The sequence below is a fragment of the Delftia sp. RIT313 genome, assembly GCF_000632165.1.
Classification (GTDB): domain Bacteria; phylum Pseudomonadota; class Gammaproteobacteria; order Burkholderiales; family Burkholderiaceae_C; genus Comamonas; species Comamonas acidovorans.
Genome location: NZ_JFYT01000001.1, coordinates 399,127 through 415,092 on the forward strand (window position 1 = coordinate 399,127; position 15,966 = coordinate 415,092).

At 64.2% G+C, this 15,966-nt stretch carries 18 protein-coding genes; 12 read left to right on the forward strand and 6 right to left on the reverse strand.

All coding sequences use genetic code 11. The features are described from left to right. Position 1: 1 nt before the first annotated feature. Positions 2–400 (forward strand): hypothetical protein, encoded by a 399-nt coding sequence (locus tag BW39_RS01735; protein ID WP_043819270.1) that lies wholly within the window; start codon positions 2–4, stop codon positions 398–400. A gap of 73 nt (positions 401–473) precedes the next feature. On the opposite strand, the gene dnaB is transcribed toward BW39_RS01735, so the two are convergent. The 5 genes from dnaB to rpsF all read right to left on the reverse strand — a co-directional run bounded on the left by dnaB (position 474) and on the right by rpsF (position 3,483). Beyond that, a complete protein-coding gene (gene dnaB / locus BW39_RS01740) occupies positions 474–1,907 on the reverse strand; it encodes a replicative DNA helicase (RefSeq protein WP_012207024.1) in 1,434 nt (477 codons plus the stop codon). Between the two features lie 132 nt (positions 1,908–2,039). Next, positions 2,040–2,492 (reverse strand): 50S ribosomal protein L9, encoded by a 453-nt coding sequence (rplI, locus tag BW39_RS01745; RefSeq protein WP_013801023.1) that lies wholly within the window; start codon positions 2,490–2,492, stop codon positions 2,040–2,042. Positions 2,493–2,503: 11 nt separating this feature from the next. Further along, positions 2,504–2,785: a 30S ribosomal protein S18 gene (gene rpsR / locus BW39_RS01750; RefSeq protein ID WP_012207026.1), complete on the reverse strand. Its 282-nt coding sequence runs from the start codon at positions 2,783–2,785 to the stop codon at positions 2,504–2,506. 18 nt (positions 2,786–2,803) lie between these two features. Next, positions 2,804–3,094, reverse strand: a complete 291-nt coding sequence (gene priB / locus BW39_RS01755; protein WP_012207027.1) for a primosomal replication protein N — start codon at positions 3,092–3,094, stop codon at positions 2,804–2,806. 26 nt (positions 3,095–3,120) lie between these two features. Continuing rightward, the gene (rpsF, locus tag BW39_RS01760) at positions 3,121–3,483 is read right to left on the reverse strand and encodes a 30S ribosomal protein S6 (protein ID WP_012207028.1); all 363 of its coding nucleotides are present in this window, start codon (positions 3,481–3,483) and stop codon (positions 3,121–3,123) included. Positions 3,484–3,790: 307 nt separating this feature from the next. Here rpsF and grpE point away from each other — a divergent pair, with 307 nt between their 5' ends. The 3 genes from grpE (at position 3,791) to dnaJ (ending at position 7,643) form a co-directional block, all read left to right on the forward strand. Then, complete coding sequence (gene grpE, locus BW39_RS01765) at positions 3,791–4,336, forward strand: nucleotide exchange factor GrpE (RefSeq protein ID WP_013801022.1); 546 nt, start codon at positions 3,791–3,793, stop codon at positions 4,334–4,336. A gap of 114 nt (positions 4,337–4,450) precedes the next feature. After that, positions 4,451–6,400 (forward strand): molecular chaperone DnaK, encoded by a 1,950-nt coding sequence (gene dnaK / locus BW39_RS01770; protein ID WP_034396649.1) that lies wholly within the window; start codon positions 4,451–4,453, stop codon positions 6,398–6,400. A 100-nt stretch (positions 6,401–6,500) separates the two neighbouring features. Continuing rightward, positions 6,501–7,643, forward strand: coding sequence for a molecular chaperone DnaJ (gene dnaJ, locus BW39_RS01775; protein WP_013801020.1), 1,143 nt, complete (start codon positions 6,501–6,503; stop codon positions 7,641–7,643). A 69-nt stretch (positions 7,644–7,712) separates the two neighbouring features. Here the strand turns inward: dnaJ and BW39_RS01780 are convergent, their stop codons facing one another. Next, complete coding sequence (locus tag BW39_RS01780; protein ID WP_180318965.1) at positions 7,713–8,975, reverse strand: SEL1-like repeat protein; 1,263 nt, start codon at positions 8,973–8,975, stop codon at positions 7,713–7,715. A 241-nt stretch (positions 8,976–9,216) separates the two neighbouring features. On the opposite strand from BW39_RS01780, the gene BW39_RS01785 reads away from it, so the two are divergent. From BW39_RS01785 to BW39_RS01815, 8 genes are all read left to right on the forward strand, one after another. Further along, positions 9,217–10,161, forward strand: coding sequence for a LysR substrate-binding domain-containing protein (locus BW39_RS01785; protein ID WP_012207033.1), 945 nt, complete (start codon positions 9,217–9,219; stop codon positions 10,159–10,161). 63 nt (positions 10,162–10,224) lie between these two features. After that, on the forward strand, positions 10,225–11,646 hold the full coding sequence (leuC, locus tag BW39_RS01790; RefSeq protein WP_034396655.1) for a 3-isopropylmalate dehydratase large subunit: 1,422 nt from the start codon (positions 10,225–10,227) through the stop codon (positions 11,644–11,646). A gap of 31 nt (positions 11,647–11,677) precedes the next feature. After that, positions 11,678–11,803 carry an entericidin A/B family lipoprotein gene (locus BW39_RS01795; RefSeq protein WP_012207035.1) on the forward strand — a complete coding sequence of 42 codons (126 nt, stop codon included), beginning with the start codon at positions 11,678–11,680 and terminating at the stop codon, positions 11,801–11,803. 20 nt (positions 11,804–11,823) lie between these two features. Continuing rightward, a complete protein-coding gene (gene leuD, locus BW39_RS01800) occupies positions 11,824–12,477 on the forward strand; it encodes a 3-isopropylmalate dehydratase small subunit (RefSeq protein ID WP_012207036.1) in 654 nt (217 codons plus the stop codon). Positions 12,478–12,573: 96 nt separating this feature from the next. After that, positions 12,574–13,644 carry a 3-isopropylmalate dehydrogenase gene (leuB, locus tag BW39_RS01805; protein WP_034396659.1) on the forward strand — a complete coding sequence of 357 codons (1,071 nt, stop codon included), beginning with the start codon at positions 12,574–12,576 and terminating at the stop codon, positions 13,642–13,644. A gap of 76 nt (positions 13,645–13,720) precedes the next feature. After that, entirely contained in the window at positions 13,721–13,933 is a 213-nt protein-coding gene (locus BW39_RS31605; RefSeq protein WP_152547175.1) for a hypothetical protein, read from the forward strand. Between the two features lie 99 nt (positions 13,934–14,032). Then, the gene (asd, locus tag BW39_RS01810; RefSeq protein WP_013801017.1) at positions 14,033–15,145 is read left to right on the forward strand and encodes an aspartate-semialdehyde dehydrogenase; all 1,113 of its coding nucleotides are present in this window, start codon (positions 14,033–14,035) and stop codon (positions 15,143–15,145) included. A 367-nt stretch (positions 15,146–15,512) separates the two neighbouring features. Further along, a partial coding sequence (locus BW39_RS01815) for a type IV pilus assembly protein FimV (protein WP_442854776.1) occupies positions 15,513–15,966 on the forward strand: 454 nt, incomplete at its 3' end.

Below are 15,966 nucleotides of genomic sequence, written 5' to 3' on the forward strand. Positions count from 1 at the left end.
CATGGCGATCAGCTGGATCACCGCGTTGAAGCTGGTGCCCTGGGGCGATGTCATCGAGGTCACGCCCCAGGTCGTCAAGGCCGCCAAGAACCTGCTGCGCAAGAAGGACGCTGCGCAGGAGCTCGATGCACAGCATCCTGCGGCCGTCGAGCCGCTGGCACCGCCGCGCTCGGCTGGCGAACAGGCGCTGCAGCTGATCCAGGCCCAGGACGCACGCATCGTGCAACTGGAACAATCCCAGCGCCAGTCGCTGGAGTTGATCGAAAAGCTGGCCGAGCAGAACGCCCAGATCGTGGCCACCGTGGGCGCGCTGCGCACGGGCGCCCAGCGGCTGGCCTGGGCATGCGCCATCCTTGGCGTCTGCGTGGCGGGCCTGCTGATCCAGGTCTGGCGCATGTAGATCGCCAACCACCCAAAGCAAACGGCCCCTCGGGGCCGTTTTTCATTGCGGGCACAAAGCCCGGGTATCCCGGTCAGTATTCGTCGCCGCCACCGTAGCCCACAGCCAGGTTCTCGAAGCGCGTCTGGTTCTTCTGGAAGAACACCTTCACCGTCCCCGTGGGACCGTTACGCTGCTTGCCGATGATGACTTCGGCAATGTTCGGCTCCTTGCTGTCCTTGTTGTAGTAGTCATCACGGTAGATGAACATGATGATGTCGGCATCCTGCTCGATGGCGCCCGATTCGCGCAGGTCGGACATCATGGGACGCTTGTCGGTGCGCTGCTCCACCGAGCGGTTGAGCTGTGACAGGGCAATCACCGGGCACTGCAGTTCCTTGGCCAGCATTTTCAAGCCCCGCGAAATCTCGCCCAGCTCGGTCGCACGGTTGTCGGAACTGGCAGCCGAGCCCGAGCCGCTCATCAGCTGCAAATAGTCCACCACGATCAGGCCCAGCTTGCCGCAGGTGCGCGCCAAGCGCCGCGCATTGGCGCGCAGTTCCGTGGGGGACAGGCCCGGAGTCTCGTCGATGTGCAGGGACACCGTGCGCAGCCGCTCGATGGCTTCCGTCAGGCGCGGCCACTCGTCGTCGTTGAGCTTGCCCGTGCGCAGATTGCCCTGGTTGACGCGGCCGATGGAGCCGACGATACGAACCGCCAGCTGGGCCGCGCCCATTTCCATGGAGAAAATGGCGACCGGCAGGCCCTCGTTGAGCGCCACATGCTCGGCGATATTCACTGCAAACGAGGTCTTGCCCATCGAGGGACGGGCAGCCAGCACCACCAGGTCGCCAGCCTGCAGGCCGCTGGTCATGCGGTCCAGATCGACGAAACCCGTGGGCACGCCGGTCACGTCCATGGGGTTGTCGGCCATCTCCTGGACACGGTCCAGCAAGTCCACCACCAGCGTGTCGAGCGACTGGAAGCCCTGCTTGTTGCGCGCACCCTCCTCGCCGATGGCCAGGATTTTTTGCTCGGCCTCGTCCAGGATGCGATCGACCGTCTTGCCCTGCGGATTGAAGGCATTGGTGGCGATGTCGTCGCTGGCGGTCACCAGTTTGCGCAGGATGGAGCGCTCCCGCACGATCTCCGCATAGCGCCGGATGTTGGTGGCGCTGGGCACGTACTGCGCCAGCTGGTTCAGGTACAGCAGGCCGCCGATTTCTTCGGCCTTGCCCATGCTCTGCAAATGCTCGTAGACCGTGATCACATCGGCCGGCTTGCTGCCGTTGATCAGCTTGCCGATGGCCTCGTAGATTAGCTTGTGCTCATGGCGGTAGAAATCACCATCCACCAGCAGATCACCAACACGCTCCCAGGCGTTGTTGTCCAGCAGCAGCCCCCCTAGAACACTGGACTCGGACTCCATCGAATGCGGCGGCACGCGCAACTGGGCCACCTGCTGGTCGCCAGCAGGCAGCGGTGCGAACGCATCATCGAGATCGAGCGGGGGCATTACGGACGACATGGAATTCCTGGAGATGAGCCCGCCATCGTAGCGGCTGGCAAAAGGCCGCGCCACCCGGCGTCATCACCCTGGCACGGCAAAGCAAAAAGCCGCCCTAAGGCGGCTTTTTGGTGATACGGGACAAGCCCCGGATCAGGAGTGGTCGCCGTAGACCGACACCGTCACTTCGACGCTGACGTCGGTGTGCAGTGCCACGACCACGGTGGCGTCGCCCACGGTCTTGATGGGACCGTTGACCAGGCGAACTTGCGACTTGGCAACGGCAAAGCCGGCCTTGGTCAGTTCTTCGGCGATGTCGGCGTTGGTCACCGAGCCGAACAGGCGGCCGTCAACGCCAGCCTTCTGGGTCAGCTTGACGTTTGCGCCGTTGAGCTTTTCGCCCAGTTGCTGAGCAGCAGCCAGCTTTTCAGCCGCTTGCTTTTCCAGTTCGACGCGCTTGGCTTCGAACTCGGCCTTGGCGGAAGCCGTGGCACGACGGGCAGCGCCCGTGGGGATCAGGAAGTTGCGGGCGTAGCCGTCTTTGACCTTGACGATGTCGCCGAGGCCACCGAGGTTCACAACCTTGTCGAGCAGAATGACTTGCATGGTTGTATTCCTTAGATCTTGTGCTGGTCAGAGTAAGGAACCAGAGCCAGGAAGCGGGCGCGCTTGATGGCCGTGTTCAGCTGACGCTGGTAGATGGCGCGCGTGCCGGTCAGGCGAGCGGGCACGATCTTGCCGTTTTCACCGATGAAGTCACGCAGGGTGTCCACATCCTTGTAGTCGATTTCTTCGACGCCGGCGACGGTGAAGCGGCAGAAGCGCTTGCGCTTGAACAGCAGCGACTGCGTGTTGCGCTTGGGGCGCTTGTCCTTGTTGAATTTCTTGAACGTGGCCATTTCTGGACCTCTTGAAAATTAGTTTTGTTGAATGTCCTGGATGTGGAAAACCAGCAATTTGCCGTTGCGGGGCGTTGCCAGGAAGCCTTGGAACTTCCACTGGCTGCCGAGCGCCTGGCGGGCCAGCTTTTCAGCCAGCGCGCCAAAGGCCACCGCCTTGACAGATGCCGTCACGCTGCGTTCGCTTCCTGCTTCCTTTTGTCGCGACGCGTGTTCGAGTCGCAGTTCAAGGGCGGGCAGCCCTGCCGGCGTGTAGCGCAGTGCTTGAAGCTCTGCGATGGCTGCCGTCAGTGCAACGTGATTCTCCACTCCTTCAGGTTCTGAAAGGGCTGGGCTCAGGCCTGTTCGGTCTGGCTGGCCTTGCGGGCTTCTTCACGCTCGACGGTCTTCATCATCGAGGAAGGCGCAGTGTCGGCCTTCTTCTTCTGAACCGTCAGGTGACGCAGCACGGCATCGTTGAACTTGAAGGCATGCTCCAGCTCAGCCATCACAGCCTGGTCGGCTTCGATGTTCAGGCACAGGTAGTGGGCCTTGGCGAGCTTGTTGATCATGTAAGCCAGTTGGCGACGGCCCCAGTCTTCTTCGCGATGGACCTTGCCACCGCCAGCGGTGATCATGCCCTTGTAGCGTTCCAGCATGGCGGGAACCTGCTCGCTCTGATCCGGGTGGATCAACAAAACGATTTCGTAATGACGCATATCGACTCCTTTTGGGAAAACGCCGCCCACTGCGTCTTGTAGCGGTGCGGCAAGGCAAAGCATTGGATTCTAGCGCAGCCCTCTTCCATCTGTACACTCCGCACTGCCCGAGACCCCGGATTCGTGTGGGGCTTTTACCCCTTCGTCCGGCTTTTGCCCCCACCGTGTGCACCTGCAGTGCGCAGGCACAGGCACAAAGCCCTTGAAAATACACCGATCCGCTCGCATCTCGATTCAAGATCGTGCAATCGCCAAGCCTGGCCTCCAGCGCGGCGATCTTTTTGTTTTGTAGCTGAAGTCTCCATCCATGTCCGAACAAAACTCCAACCCCTTTCAAGACGCAGCCCCGGAAGAAATCGAAGCCGCCATGGCGGCCAACGCCGCAGACGAGCTGCAGCGCCTGCAGGCCGAGCTGGCCGAACTCAAGGCCAAGAGCGCCGAGCTGGCCGACCAGTTCCTGCGCGCCAAGGCCGAGGCAGAGAATGTGCGCCGCCGCGCGGAAGACGAAGTCTCCAAGGCCCGCAAGTTCAGCATCGAGAGCTTTGCCGAAAGCCTGCTGCCCGTCTGCGACAGCCTGGATGCCGCACTTGCCATCCAGCAGGCCACGCCAGAGCAGCTGCGCGAAGGCGCCGACGCCACGCTGCGCCAGCTGACCTCGGCCCTGGAGCGCAACAAGGTCGTGACCATCAACCCGGCAGCCGGCGAGAAATTCGACCCCAACCTGCACCAAGCCATCAGCATGGTGCCTGCCCAGCAGGAAGCCAACACCGTGGTGTCGGTGCTGCAAAAGGGCTACCTGATTGCCGACCGTATCCTGCGCCCGGCCCTCGTGACCGTGGCCCAGCCCCAGTAAGCGTGCGCTCACGGCATCGCTGACAAAAAAGAGGCAAAGCCCCTTGAAGCAGCGCCTGCCGGCCACAAGTTAGCAGTCATTCAAACATTTCACAGAACGCGGAGAGAACTCAAAATGGGAAAAATCATCGGTATTGACCTGGGCACCACCAACAGCTGCGTGGCCATCATGGACGGCAACACCACGCGCGTGATCGAGAACAGCGAAGGTGCGCGCACCACGCCTTCGATCATTGCCTACCAGGAAGACGGCGAGATCCTCGTCGGCGCCTCGGCCAAGCGCCAGGCCGTCACCAACCCCCGCAACACCATCTACGCCGCCAAGCGCCTGATCGGCCGCAAGTTCGACGAGAAGGAAGTGCAAAAGGACATCGACCTGATGCCCTACACCATCTCGCGTGCCGACAACGGCGACGCCTGGGTGGAAGTGCGCGGCCAGAAGCTGGCCCCGCCGCAGATTTCCGCCGAAGTGCTGCGCAAGATGAAGAAGACCGCCGAGGACTACCTGGGCGAGCCCGTGACCGAGGCCGTGATCACCGTGCCCGCGTACTTCAACGACGCCCAACGCCAGGCCACCAAGGACGCCGGCCGCATCGCCGGCCTGGAAGTCAAGCGCATCATCAACGAGCCCACGGCAGCTGCGCTGGCCTTCGGCCTGGACAAGATCGACAAGGGCGACCGCAAGATCGCGGTGTATGACCTGGGCGGCGGCACGTTTGACGTGTCCATCATCGAAATCGCCGATGTTGACGGCGAAAAGCAGTTCGAAGTGCTGTCCACCAACGGCGACACCTTCCTGGGCGGCGAAGACTTCGACCAGCGCATCATCGACTACATCATCACCGAGTTCAAGAAGGACCAGGGCGTTGATCTGGCCAAGGACGTGCTGGCCCTGCAGCGCCTGAAGGAAGCTGCCGAGAAGGCCAAGATCGAGCTGTCGAATTCGGCCCAGACCGACATCAACCTGCCCTACATCACGGCCGATGCCTCGGGTCCCAAGCACCTGAACATCAAGCTGACCCGCTCCAAGCTGGAAAGCCTGGTCGAAGACCTGATCGAGCGCACCATTGCGCCCTGCCGCACGGCCATCAAGGACGCAGGCGTGTCCGTGTCCGACATCGATGACGTGATCCTGGTCGGCGGCATGTCCCGCATGCCCAAGGTGCAGGAGAAGGTCAAGGAATTCTTCGGCAAGGAACCCCGCAAGGACGTGAACCCCGACGAAGCCGTGGCCGTGGGCGCCGCCGTGCAGGGCCAGGTTCTGTCGGGCGACCGCAAGGACGTGCTGCTGCTGGACGTGACGCCGCTGTCGCTGGGCATCGAGACGCTGGGTGGCGTGATGACCAAGATGATCACGAAGAACACCACCATCCCGACGAAGTTCGCACAGACCTTCTCGACGGCCGACGACAACCAGCCGGCCGTGACGATCAAGGTGTTCCAGGGCGAGCGCGAAATGGCTTCGGGCAACAAGATGCTGGGCGAGTTCAACCTCGAAGGCATTCCGCCCGCAGCGCGTGGCGTGCCGCAGATCGAAGTGGCCTTTGACATCGACGCCAACGGCATCCTGAACGTGTCCGCCAAGGACAAGGCATCGGGCAAGGAAAACAAGATCACCATCAAGGCGAACTCGGGCCTGTCCGAGGACGAGATCCAGAAGATGGTGAAGGACGCCGAGCTGAACGCAGCCGACGACAAGAAGAAGCTGGAACTGGTCCAGGCCCGCAACCAGGGCGAAGCTGCCGTGCACAGCGTCAAGAAGAGCCTGGGCGAGCATGGCGACAAGCTCGACGCTGGCGAGAAGACCGCCATCGAGAGCGCCGTCAAGGACCTGGAAGAGGCCCTCAAGGGCGAGGACAAGGACGCCATCGACGCCAAGACCACGGCGCTGATGACGGCCAGCCAGAAGCTCGGCGAGAAGATGTACGCCGATGCGCAGGCAGCCGGCGGCCCCGAGGCAGCAGCAGCCGCCGCAGCGGCCGGTGCAGCAGGCGCCTCGGCCGGTGCAGCAGCCGCTGACGACAACGTCGTTGACGCCGAAGTCAAGGAAGTCAAGAAGGACTGAACCCAGCGCGTGGTCCCTTGACGACCGCTTGCCGCCGCGCTCGGCCCTGCCAAGGGGCTGACGCGGCGTTCCTGTTCTCACTGACTGGCTAGCAAACACCATGTCCAAACGCGATTTTTACGAGGTCCTCGGCGTTGCCAAGAACGCCTCGGACGACGACATCAAGAAGGCTTATCGCAAGCTGGCGATGAAGTACCACCCTGACCGCAACCAGGGGGATGCCGCAAGCGGGGCGGAAGAGAAATTCAAGGAGGCCAAGGAGGCCTACGAGATGCTCTCCGACAGCAACAAGCGCGCGGCCTACGACCAGTACGGCCATGCAGGCGTGGACCCCAACCGCGGCATGGGCGGCGGCGCCGAAGGCTTTGGCGGCTTTGCCGAAGCCTTTGGCGACATCTTTGGCGACATGTTCAACCAGGGTGGCGGAAGACGCGGCGGCGCCGGTGGCGGCCGCCAGGTCTACCGCGGCAACGATCTCAGCTACGCCATGGAGATCACGCTGGAGGAAGCCGCCCACGGCAAGGATGCGCAGATCCGCATCCCCAGCTGGGATGGCTGCGACACCTGCCACGGCAGCGGCGCCAAGCCCGGCACCAGCGCCAAGACCTGCACCACCTGCAACGGCATGGGCAGCGTGCAGATGCGCCAGGGCTTCTTCAGCGTGCAGCAGACCTGCCCGCACTGCCGGGGCACGGGCAAGATCATTCCCGAGCCCTGCACCAGCTGCGGCGGCCAGGGCAAGGTCAAGCGCCAGAAGACACTGGAAGTGAAGATTCCTGCCGGCATCGACGACGGCATGCGCATCCGCTCCTCCGGCAATGGCGAACCCGGCACGAATGGCGGGCCTGCGGGCGATCTCTACATCGAGATCCGCATCAAGGACCACGACATCTTCGAGCGCGACGGCGACGACCTGCACTGCAACGTGCCCGTGAGCTTCATCACGGCGGCGCTCGGCGGCGAGATCGAGGTGCCCACCCTGTCGGGCAAGGCGGCCATCGACATCCCCGAAGGCACCCAGGCCGGCAAGCAGTTCCGCCTGCGCGGCAAGGGCATCAAGGGCGTGCGCTCCAGCTATCCCGGCGACCTGTACTGCCACATCGTGGTCGAGACGCCCGTCAAGCTGACCGAGTACCAGCGCAAGCTGCTGCGCGAGCTGGAGGAATCGCTCAAGAAGGGCGGCGCCAAGCATTCGCCCAGCGGCGAGAGCTGGACCGACAGGCTCAAGAGCTTCTTCAGCTGATGCGGCACTGAGCCCCCAACAAAAACGCCTCTTCCGAGGCGTTTTTCATTGGTGCATGCTCAACAGGACTCAGGGAGCGGGTTTGGCCTTCCAGGCCGCCGCCTGGCGCTCGGTGCGTGCACGCTCGGCCGCGCTCAGCGGCTGGGCCATGCTGTCACGCTTGGCGGCCAGCGAGTTGTCCCTGCCCGCCGCCAGCAGCATCCAGAAATAGGCCTGGGACGGGCTGCGCTCCACGCCCTTGCCCGACGCATAAAGGCTGGCGAGATTGGACTGCGCCAGCGCGTCGCCCTGCTGGGCGGCACGCTCCAGCCAGCGCGCGGCCTTCTCGTCGCTGGCGGGCACGCCCTGGCCATTGGCATACAGCACGCCCAGGTTGGACTGGGCTGCGGCATTGCCCTGCTCGGCCGCCTTCTCCAGCCAGTGGGCGGCCTGCGCCATATCGCGATCGACCACGCCACCCTCGGCATAGAGCATGCCGGCATTGAATTGCGCATCGGCATGGCCCTGGCCTGCCGCCGCCACAAACCAGCGCAGCGCCTGCGCCACGTCCTCGGCCACGCCCCGGCCCGTGGCATACATCACGCCCAGGCTGTACTGACCGGCCGCTTCACCTTGCTCGGCCGAGCGCTGGAACCACTGCACGGCCTGCGCGGGGTCCTTGGCGGCTCCGCGCCCCTCGGCCAGCATCAGGCCCAGGTTGTTCTGGGCCACGGCATCGCCCTGCTCGGCAGCCTTGCGATACCACTGCACGGCCTGGGCATCGTCACGCGCCACGCCACGGCCATTCGCATACATCAACCCCAGGTCGGACTGGGCTGGCGCATAGCCCTGCTGCGCAGACTTCTCATACCACTGGGCCGCCGTCTCGGCACTCAGGGCAACGCCCTGACCGCGCTTGTACAGCGAGCCCAGCGCGTACTGGGCGCTGGCCTCGCCCTGCTCGGCATGCTGGTGCAGCGCTGCGACCTCGGCCGCACTCAGGCCGGGCTCGCCCTTGGGGGCATGGCCCACTGCGGCTGCGGCAGTTCCGGCCGCAACGGCCCCTGCCGCCACGCCAGCGGCGGCGGCCTTGGCCGGCGCATTGCGGGTTGGAGAGGGCGCCGACTTGCCCCCGGTCTTGACGGCGGCCTTGCCCGCTGGCCTGGCTGCCGCTTTGGCTGCAGGTCTGGCTGCAGGTTTGGCCGGTGCCTTCGCACCGCTCTTGGCCGTGTTCTTCGCTGGTGGCTGCGGCTTGGCAGACGCCGGGACGGCCATGCAGGACAGGGCTGCGGCCAGCAGCAATGACAGGCCTGCAGGCAGGGCTCGCAGGCCCGTCGGGTATCGATCGTTCATATGCTCTTATTTTTGCAGCAATCCATGCAGGCGACTGGCGCAAAGATTGACAAATTCTTTCAGTATGCAACCGGCGTTCCGGCGGCTATGGCTGCCCGCAGCCATCGCCACGAGGCATGACCCCCATCTCCATGAAATCGCACGACATCACCAAAGACATCGCGCTTGAAGATGACAGGTCGATGATTTGTGCGAGAAAATCCATCCAACTTCTCCTAATGAGAAGCCTGAACCCCACCACATGAAGAATTCAGAGCGCAGTTTTGCACGGCGCATAGACCTTACCTCCCTGCAGCTGTTCGTGGCTGTCTGCGAACTTGGCAGCATCGGCCGCGCGGCCGAGCGTGAGTTCATTGCAGCCTCGGCGGTGAGCAAGCGCCTGTCCGATCTCGAAGCCACGGTGGACACAGCCCTGCTGTATCGACACAGCCGTGGCGTGACCTTGACGCCGGCCGGCGAAAGCCTGCTGCACCATGCCCGCAACGTGCTGTACGGCCTGGAGCGCATGCAGGGCGAGCTGTCCGAGTACGCCGATGGCGTGCGCGGCCATGTGCGCATCCACGCCAACATGTCTGCCATCGTGCAGTTCCTGCCGGAAGACCTGGGCGTGTTCGCGCGCAAGCACGGCCAGGTCAAGATCGACCTGCAGGAGCAGCTCAGCCCCGCCGTACTGGCTGCCGTACAGGAAGGCACGGCCGACATCGGCATCTGCTCCATGGCGTACATGCCGCTGGGCAATGGCCAGGCCACTCCCGTACTGCAGCACCGCCCCTACCGCGAGGATCGCCTGGTCGTCGTGGTGCCCGAACAGCACGCGCTGGCGCACAGCGACAGCGTGGCCTTTGCCGATGTGCTCGAATGGGACATCGTCAGCCTGCAGGCCGGCTCCTCCATCAGCCTGGCCATGCGTGCGGCCGCCGCACAGGCGGGGCATGCGCTGCACCAGCGCATCCAGGTCACCAGCCTGGATGCCATGTGCCGCATGATCGACAACGGCCTGGGCGTGGGACTGATCCCCGACCGCGCCTTCGAGCTCATGCACGGCGTGGGCCATCTGCGCGCACTGGAGCTCAGCGACGACTGGGCTCGGCGCGAGCTGAGCATCGTGGCGCGTGACTTCGACGCGCTACCCGTCACGGCCCGCCTGCTGGTCGAGCACCTGAGCCCGCCGGCCAGCGCATCCTGAAGGCCACTTGGCCGCTGGATGCCCCCAAAAATTTCCCCACGACACCAACCATTCGAGAACGCCATGGGACGCACCCTCTACGACAAGATCTTCGACGAGCACGTCATCCACACCGAGGATGACGGCACCGCCGTCCTCTACATCGACCGCCACCTGGTGCACGAAGTCACCAGCCCCCAGGCCTTCGAAGGACTGCGCATGGCCGGCCGCAAGCTGTGGCGCATCAGCTCCGTGGTCGCCACGGCCGACCACAACACCCCCACCGACGGCTGGGAGCGCGGCTATGACGGCATTGCCGACCCCATCAGCAAGGAACAGATCACCACGCTGAACACCAACATCGGCGAGTTCGGCTCTGCGGCCTTCTTCCCCTTCATGGACAAGGGTCAGGGCATCGTCCACGTCATGGGCCCCGAGCAGGGCGCCACCCTGCCCGGCATGACCGTGGTCTGCGGCGACAGCCACACGTCCACGCACGGCGCCTTCGGCGCACTGGCCCACGGCATCGGCACGTCCGAGGTCGAGCACGTGATGGCCACCCAGACCCTGCTGGCCAAGAAGGCCAAGAACATGCTGATCAACGTCAGCGGCAAGGCGGCCCCCGGCATCACGGCCAAGGACATCGTGCTGGCCATCATCGGCAAGATCGGCACGGCCGGCGGCACGGGCTACACCATCGAGTTCGCCGGCGAAGCCATCCGTGACCTGAGCATGGAAGGCCGCATGACGGTCTGCAACATGGCCATCGAAGGCGGCGCACGCGCAGGCCTGGTGGCCGTGGACGACAAGACCATCCAGTACGTCAAGGGCCGCCCGCTGGCCCCCACTGGCGCCGAATGGGATGCCGCCGTCTCCTACTGGAAGACGCTGCACTCCGATGCCGATGCGAAGTTCGACCGCGTGGTCGAGCTGCAGGCCAGCGAGATCGTGCCTCAGGTCACCTGGGGCACCTCGCCCGAGATGGTGCTGGGCGTGGATGCCCGCGTGCCGGACCCCGACAAGGAAAAGGATGCCAGCAAGCGCGGCGCCATCGAACGCGCGCTGACCTACATGGCGCTGGAGCCCGGCAAGGCCATTGACGACATCTTCGTGGACAAGGTCTTCATCGGCTCGTGCACCAACAGCCGCATCGAAGACATGCGCGAGGCCGCCGCCGTGGTCAAGAAGCTGGGCCAGAAGGTGGCGCGCAACATCAAGCTGGCCATGGTCGTGCCCGGCTCCGGACTGGTCAAGGAACAGGCCGAGCGCGAAGGCCTGGACCAGATCTTCAAGGCGGCAGGCTTTGAATGGCGCGAGCCCGGCTGCTCCATGTGCCTGGCCATGAATGCCGACCGCCTGGAGCCCGGCGAGCGCTGCGCCTCCACCAGCAACCGCAACTTCGAAGGCCGCCAGGGCGCGGGCGGACGCACCCACCTGGTGAGCCCCGCCATGGCTGCAGCCGCCGCCATCCACGGCCACTTCGTGGACATCCGCAGGTTCTCCTGATCCGATCCCGCAACTGCCCCGCCTGCACACCATGAAGCCCTCCTTCTCGATCCTCCTGATCGGCCTGGCCTTCACCCTGGCCGCCTGCAATACCGTCAAGGGCATTGGCCAGGACGTGCAAAGCGCGGGCAGCGCCATCGAACGCGCCGCCCGCTGAACCCTGAATCCGATACAGCCATGCAACAATTCACCGTGCACAAGGGCCTTGTCGCCCCCATGGACCGCGAAAACGTCGATACCGACGCCATCATTCCCAAGCAGTTCCTCAAGTCGATCAAGAAGACCGGCTTCGGCGTGAACCTGTTCGACGAATGGCGCTACCTGGACCATGGCGAGCCCGGCCAGGACCCGGCCTCGCGCAAGCCCAACCCCGACTTCGTGCTCAATCAGCCCCGCTATGCGGGCGCCTCCATCCTGGTCGCACGCAAGAACTTCGGCTGCGGCTCCAGCCGCGAGCACGCGCCCTGGGCCCTGGACCAGTACGGCTTTCGCGCCATCCTGGCGCCCAGCTTTGCCGACATCTTCTTCAACAACTGCTTCAAGAACGGCCTGCTGCCCATCGTGCTGCCCGAGGCAACGATCGACATGCTGTTCAACGAGATCGCAGCCTTCCCCGGCTACGAGCTGACCATTGATCTGGATCGCCAGGTGATCGTGCGCCCGCAGGGCGAGGAGATCCCTTTCGATGTCATCGCCTTTCGCAAGTTCTGCCTGCTCAACGGCTTTGACGATATCGGCCTGACGCTGCGCCACGCCGACAAGATCCGTGCCTACGAGGCCGAGCGTCTGGCCACCAAGCCCTGGCTGGCACACACGCTGGTGCAGCGCTGATCGATCTCCACTTGCGCGCATCAATGGGCCGCAGGCGTTGCTGAACCAGCCTCCGGCGGCCTTCCACCATCCGAACAGTCTCTCAAAAGGAACACCATGAAAATCGCAGTCTTGCCCGGTGATGGCATCGGCCCCGAAATCGTTGCGGAAGCCGTGAAGGTGCTGGGCGCCCTCGGCCTGGACTTCGACATGCAGACGGCCCCCGTGGGCGGCGCTGCCTACGAAGCTGCCGGCCACCCGTTGCCCGAATCCACGCTGAAGCTGGCCATGGAGGCCGACGCCGTGCTGTTCGGCGCCGTGGGCGACTGGAAGTACGACACGCTGGACCGCCCGCTGCGCCCCGAGCAGGCCATCCTGGGCCTGCGCAAGCACATGGGCCTGTTCGCCAACTTCCGCCCGGCCATCTGCTATGCGGAACTGACCCACGCCTCCAGCCTCAAGCCCGAGCTGGTCGCGGGCCTGGACATCCTCATCATCCGCGAGCTGACCGGCGACATCTACTTCGGCCAGCCGCGCGGCCGCCGCGTGGCCACCGACGGCCACTTTCCCGGTGCCGAGGAAGCCTTCGACACCATGCGCTACTCCAAGCCCGAGATCGAGCGCATCGCCCATGTCGCCTTCCAGGCCGCGCAAAAGCGCAGCAAGCGCGTGACCAGCGTGGACAAGGCCAACGTGCTGGAAACCTTCCAGTTCTGGAAGGACGTGGTCACTGAAGTGGGCCAGCAGTACCCCGATGTGCAACTGGACCACATGTACGTGGACAACGCCGCCATGCAGCTGGTCAAGGAACCCAAGCGCTTTGACGTGGTGGTCACGGGCAACATGTTCGGCGACATCCTGTCCGACGAAGCCTCCATGCTGACCGGCTCCATCGGCATGCTGCCCTCGGCATCGCTCAACTCCAGGGGCCAGGGCCTGTACGAGCCCAGCCACGGCTCGGCCCCCGACATCGCCGGCAAGGGCATTGCCAATCCGCTGGCCACCATCCTGTCGGCCGCGATGATGCTGCGCTTCTCGCTGAACCAGGAAGCCGCCGCCCAGCGCATCGAAGCCGCCGTGCAAAAGGTGCTGGCCCAGGGCCTGCGCACGGCCGACATCTACAGCGAAGGCACGACCAAGGTCTCCACCCGTGAGATGGGCGATGCCGTGGTGGCCGCACTGGCCTGAAGTCCATGACGGCCGCCAGCCTCCAGGTTTGCGGCCGTCCCTGTGGCGGGCAGGCACTGCCCTGCTTCGCCACAACATGGCAAAACGTCAAAATAGACGTTCGGTTTTCGCCGATTCGACGAAGATATTCATCAAAACAGACATTCTCTTTCCTGGCGTATTCGATAGAATGACGTCTCTTATGTTTGCCGCCCGCCCGTTCCTCCTGCTGAACATTGCACCCGCCGCCCGGGCTGGTGTGGCTGCGCGCGCAATCACCTCCACAACCATTACGACAACCAAAGGCTGACCCAGCCCGGTTCGTCGTGCGCCCTCACCTGGCCTAGACGAGCCGGGCGACAACAGTCTTGATCAAGCACTGTTTTCACACTGAAAGGGCGTTTCAAAAATGAGCAAGCAATTGGTAGGCCTCGTCGGCTGGCGCGGCATGGTCGGCTCCGTGCTGATGGACCGCATGCAGGCAGAGGGTGACTTCGACCTGATCGAACCCGTGTTCTTCTCCACCTCCAACGCCGGCGGCAAGGCCCCGGCCATGGCGAAGACCCACACCGAGCTGCGCAATGCCAACGACATTGCCGAGCTGTCCAAGTGCGACATCATCATCACCTGCCAGGGCGGCGACTACACCAAGGAAGTCTTCCCCCAGCTGCGCGCCTCGGGCTGGAACGGCCACTGGATCGATGCCGCCTCGTCGCTGCGCATGGAAGGCGATGCCGTCATCGTGCTCGACCCCGTCAATGAAGGCCTGATCCAGTCCAAGCTCGCCGCGGGCGGCAAGAACTGGATTGGCGGCAACTGCACCAATTCCATCTTGCTGATGGGCCTTGGCGGCCTGTTCAAGGCCGGTCTCGTGGAATGGGTCAGCTCCATGACCTACCAGGCAGCCTCCGGTGGCGGCGCCAACCACATGCGCGAGCTGCTCAAGGGCATGGGCGTGGTGCACGCTGCCGTGGCCGACGAACTGGCCACGCCCGCATCCGCCATCCTGGACATCGACCGCAAGGTGGCCCAGACCATCCGCACCGACGTGCCCACCGAATTCTTCGGCGCACCGCTGGCCGGTGGCCTGATCCCCTGGATCGATGCGCAGCTGGACAACGGCCAGTCCAAGGAAGAGTGGAAGGGCCAGGCCGAGGTCAACAAGATCCTGGGCACCGAGCAGACCATCCCTGTCGATGGCCTGTGCGTGCGCATCGGCGCCATGCGCTGCCACAGCCTGGCGCTGACCCTCAAGCTCAAGAAGGACCTGCCCCTGGAAGAGCTGGAAGCCATCATCAAGTCCGGCAACCCCTGGGTGAAGTGGGTTCCCAACGACCGCGCCATCACCGTCAAGGAACTGACCCCTGCCGCCATCACCGGCGGCCTGGAAGTCGGGGTGGGCCGCGTGCGCAAGCTGAACATGGGCCCCGAGTACCTGTCGGCCTTCGTGATCGGTGACCAGCTGCTGTGGGGCGCCGCCGAGCCGCTGCGCCGCATGCTGCGCATCCTGCTCGCCGCCTGAACATCGCCGGCTTGAGCCAACACAAAAAGCGCCATGTCCCGGGCCGGGACATGGCGCTTTTTTCGGCTTTAAGCCCTGGGCAATTGGGCACAATGCCCAGGTCTCTTGTCCATTGGCTGTAGGTGGTTGCCTACAATCACCAAAGATACATTGTGTTTCTTCTCGTTGCCGTTCGACAACAACTATTGGCGTTCGCCGGCAACCAGACGCTTGCGATCCTATAGCGTGGCCGACAATGCGACCCAAGCACCTTGGTAGATGGCGTGCCATCTATCCCCGGGTAAATTTCAATTACATGTGCAAGCGCGGGCATTCCCACAATAACAATAGTGCCTGCCCAATTGCATCCACACAGGTTTGACGCTTTATGCATCGTTGGAAACTCTCTGTGCTGGCCACTGCGGCCGTCGTCTCGGTCGCACTGCCCGCCTCCGAGGCCTGGGCACTGGCTCTGGGCCGGGTGAACGTGCAATCGGCCCTGGGCGAGCCCCTGCGTGCCGAAGTCGAAATCCCCCAGATCACCGCCGCTGAAGCCGAAGGTCTGCGCGTGGGCGTGGCCTCTCCCGGCGTCTTCCGCACCCAGGGCATGGAGTACAACGCCACCGCCAGCCAGGTGCGCGTCAGCGTGCAGCGCCGCGCGGATGGCTCGGCCGTGCTGCGCCTCACAAGCACACAGCCCGTCAACGAACCCTTTGTCGATCTGGTGATCGACGCCAGTTGGGCTTCGGGCAACCTGCAGCGCAACTACACCCTGCTGCTGGACCCGCCCACCCTGCAAAAGCTCCCGCCTGCCGTGACGGCTGCAGCCCAGGCCTCGGAGG